This window comes from Oligoflexus sp. (assembly GCF_035638955.1).
Taxonomy (GTDB): domain Bacteria; phylum Bdellovibrionota_B; class Oligoflexia; order Oligoflexales; family Oligoflexaceae; genus Oligoflexus.
The window spans coordinates 1-3,789 of the sequence record NZ_DASQYZ010000505.1; the positions used below are offsets into that span (position 1 = coordinate 1).

At 50.5% G+C, this 3,789-nt stretch carries 3 protein-coding genes and 1 pseudogene; 1 reads left to right on the forward strand and 3 read right to left on the reverse strand.

Going from position 1 to position 3,789, the window contains the following annotated elements:
- A pseudogene (locus VE954_RS41855) lies at nucleotides 1–654 on the reverse strand (hypothetical protein); the annotation flags it as partial.
- Nucleotides 655–927: 273 nt separating this feature from the next.
- Here VE954_RS41855 and VE954_RS41860 point away from each other — a divergent pair.
- Nucleotides 928–1,467: a ricin-type beta-trefoil lectin domain protein gene (locus tag VE954_RS41860; RefSeq protein ID WP_324964486.1), complete on the forward strand. Its 540-nt coding sequence runs from the start codon at nucleotides 928–930 to the stop codon at nucleotides 1,465–1,467.
- 42 nt (nucleotides 1,468–1,509) lie between these two features.
- Here the strand turns inward: VE954_RS41860 and VE954_RS41865 are convergent, their stop codons facing one another.
- Both VE954_RS41865 and VE954_RS41870 read right to left on the reverse strand, forming a co-directional pair.
- Complete coding sequence (locus VE954_RS41865; protein ID WP_324964488.1) at nucleotides 1,510–2,895, reverse strand: hypothetical protein; 1,386 nt, start codon at nucleotides 2,893–2,895, stop codon at nucleotides 1,510–1,512.
- A gap of 257 nt (nucleotides 2,896–3,152) precedes the next feature.
- Nucleotides 3,153–3,686, reverse strand: a complete 534-nt coding sequence (locus tag VE954_RS41870; RefSeq protein WP_324964490.1) for a hypothetical protein — start codon at nucleotides 3,684–3,686, stop codon at nucleotides 3,153–3,155.
- Between the last annotated feature and the right edge of the window lie 103 nt (nucleotides 3,687–3,789).

Sequence of the window (3,789 nt, forward strand, 5' to 3'; positions counted from 1 at the left end):
ACCCACAACCCCACCGCGTGTCACTACGTTTTGGACGGCAGGCATAAGCTTGGAATTACGCCAGGCGACATAGTCCGCTTGATTACCTCCAGCAAAAAAGATCACCTCAGAGCGATTGATGAGTCGAGCGACGGTATCCAGATGCTCGGGTATGGCAGCTGGCGCGATGATGAGGGTCTGCACGGAGTTGAAGGGGGCCAAATCATATATGTATTGATCATAGCCATCAGCACCGGTCGCGCGTAAGACCAGGACATCACCCCGACGCGTGGTCTTGTCCCCAGCGATAATATCATGAGCCCAAACAAAGGAGGAATCGACGTCGGTTCCCCCACCCATCAGAATCAATCCGCCGGTCTTGGGAGGCGTACGGTCGTCGTCAGCGGCTCCCTTCCGGGCTGTAGCTGTAACGGTGCTTGGTAATACGATGGGGCCATCATCGATAGGAGCGGCTACTTTGTCTTTATCTTTTTGCTCAGGAGTCTCTGCTCCCATGCTGCGGTCTGCGTCGACTGTTGAGGCCTGATTATCCGCACTGTTGGTATTCTGCCTGGCTACGCTGCGTGATGGATTGCCCTTCGGAGAGCTGTCGCAACCCGAAAGACTGGTCAGTGACGCCACAAGGAAAACAGATAATGATCTGTACAATCTCATATTCATCCTCTTCATTGGATTTGCGTCTCACTTAATTCAAGATTCGTGCCTTTTTGACGGCACAATTGAAAAAGGGCATGAGAAATTTCCATGTCTCCCGTGAGTAACGGACAGCACCACGATGTAAGAAACGATCAATGCATTGACAATCGCACAGTTCATGTCGGCATGAATCGGCGCAAAATACTGATTGGTCATGGGTTAGTGCAGGCTTCGAAATTGCACAAACGAACCTTAGGCTCAGTCGGTATTTTACAATAGAGGTAGGTTGCCATGCTTATTCGGAAACTGTCATTCCTGGTCAGTGCATCTGCCCTGCTCATGCCGATAAACTGCAGCAAAAGAAGCGAAGTCGTGGTTAAGACTGGCGAGTGGGTGGTCGTTGTCGAAGATGTCGAACTTGGTGCTCAAACTCAAGGTGAAGTGGAAAGCTCTTTAAAATTTGCCCACGCACCAACTCTCTGTGTCCAGGTCGATCCCACCGGATCGCTCGCCCTGCAAACATGTGTGGACGCAGAAGACTATCAAAAATTCAAGCCCGACCTGGCGTCGGACAATCGCATTCAGTTTGCTAATGAAAAGGCTCGACTTTGTCTGTCCGCAAGTGAACTTCAGGCACCTTTGCTCGTTGCTGAACCGTGCGCTATCAAAGATAACCAGTATTTTACGAAACAGGTAGCGGGCAATATGTTTAGCTTGCGCCAAAGTACTGGAACATCATGCCTAAAGGCCCAAAACGATGGGGCTGTGCCTGGCACATCCTTGGTCATGGCAACTTGCACGGACGAACGGAGTCACCAGCTGATTCCCTGACTCCGTCCTCAACCCTTGCCGTTAACAGTCTGATCCAGAACGTTAATTTTCTGGAACATTCTTCAAGAGGTTTTTATAACCCGTGAGGATCTTGGAAACAGCTTTCGCATGCGGTGCGATGTCACGTTGATATTTGTATTTATTGTCGTTGAATTCTTCTTCATGCATGAGGTAACCCAGCCAATCGTTGCCGATTCCGAGGAACATCACAGGTCCCGGGCTCTTGGCATGGATCAGACCTCGGATCTGACTGCTGCCTGAAGGAAACATTTCCCCCGGTATTGTCCCTATCTTGAGTTCGCCGACCTCGATTAAACTGATGCGGGTATTCGTCCGATTCTCACTGAGGCCACGGTCTTCAATGATTTTCAGACGTTCTGCGACATTAAACCTCAGGTTGTTGACATCGAATGGAAAAACGTGATTGTAAAAGGCGAGTTTGCCACTCAAAATCGGCTGTCTTTGGTTTGTGACCGCTTCCATAACTTTCTGAGCCAGATCGCGGCCATGATAGGCAACCTGATCGTATCCGTTGCTCACATCTTTATCCCGGTCGCCGTCAGTAAAAGGATCCGGGTAGACGTCACCTTCCTTGACGGGTATGTAGCTGTTGCCTAACATCCCGTTTACATAGAGGTGGATGCCTGGGATATTTTGCGCCAGAAAATAGCGGAATGTGCCTGGGAAATCGGAACTGATCGTGTTGTTGTTGGCTTTTAACAGGGTTGGATGCGCAGCCCATTGGCTGAGTGTACCAATGATTGTGCCAGAGACTGGGTTTGTGGCTACCAAAGTTAACACCTGCTCTTCCTGAGAATCACTGGGAAGTTCGGGGTGCCAACTGGTTTCTTTGAAGCTTCGAGCCCAGGATAACTGGGCGCATTCAGACGCTTTCGAAGCGGCTTCAATACTCCGAACAACGGCATCTTCCATAAAATTCATGTACCCATTGTCACGCCCCGTAAAGAGCGGAAGCGCGCCCCAAAGCCCCAGTACGTCTGGACTGTGATGGGTGTGCGTCGCGGCGAGCAGGATCTCCAAACCAGGACGGTTTAATCGCCGTCGCGCTTCCTTCTCGACCCTCTCCACGGTGGCTTGACTAAGGCCAACCAAATCCAGGGCTACTAAAGCTACGGCCTGATGGGCGTCCTTCTGCAACCACAGGGCGGTCGAGAATAAGGGATCATGAATCCCTTCACCATTCATTCTGGTGTCAGACTTTAAACCAAAGTATGTCCCATACCCACCCAAGGTTAGTTTGTTAAAAGGTGTAATCGATAGCTGCGAAAATCCTACCGAAAACTGTGCCGCCTCACCTGGGGCCGATGGGCAGAGGCTCTGGGCATAAGCTCCAGGCTCTGTAAATACAGATAAATTTATGATTATACTGGCCTGCCAAATGACTTTCTTCCAGGTGTCGATAAGCACAGAGTGCTCCTCTTAGAGTTATTTTGCGTAAGTCGGCCGGATATTGGCACGACAGACCATCCTGAGCCACAGGAGTTCCCAGGCCACTCATGGATTTCAGTCCGCGCAGACTGCATCTTCTTACATTGTGAGCATTAACGATGGCTTGATTTTGACAAAAGCAGGAAAAAAAACCCTGGCTAACCAGGGTTTTCTTGATAATTTTTGAAGAGCTGCATTCCATTGTGCAACAGGATGCAGAATGAAGGCCAAATTTCTTATTTCAAGGCTTCCACGAAGGCAGACGCCTTCAATACAGCCGTATCAATTCCATCATCCGTCGCATCTTTAACATCAGCGGGCCACTTCGCTGCATTGATCAGTGCATTATGAGCCGCCACGGTTCCAGCAACACCAGCGGCATTGAGGCGAACCAGCGTCACAGCTTTCTTGGCCGAAGTTGCCAAAGCCATATGGCAACCGGCGCAATCCGTGCCATACGCAGTCCTTGCATTGGCGATTTCTGTGGGATTGGCTAACGTACGAATCGCAGCCTTGGGAACGACTGGCGTCGGCGCTACGGCCCCCGGCGGCTGTGTGTCGGGTGGAGTTTCTTTTGCGACGTCAGCGTTATTGGTATCTTCGTCAGATGGATCCACTGCTGGATCGATGCCTGTTAGATCGTCGTTGTTGTCAGTCTCGGTCTGCACGACCGAGTCTGGTTTGGTTCGATAATCACTAGGATCCGGACGCGCTTTTCCGCATGCAAACGAAATCGCGCTCAATAAAGTCACAACCAGCCATCGACGCATCGTCTTTCCCCTGTATAGATTGAACTAGATCCCAAACGTTAATGGCCGAATACAAGATTGGTGCCACCACAAAAATTCCCGGCAGCCGGATTGTGGGTTGAGG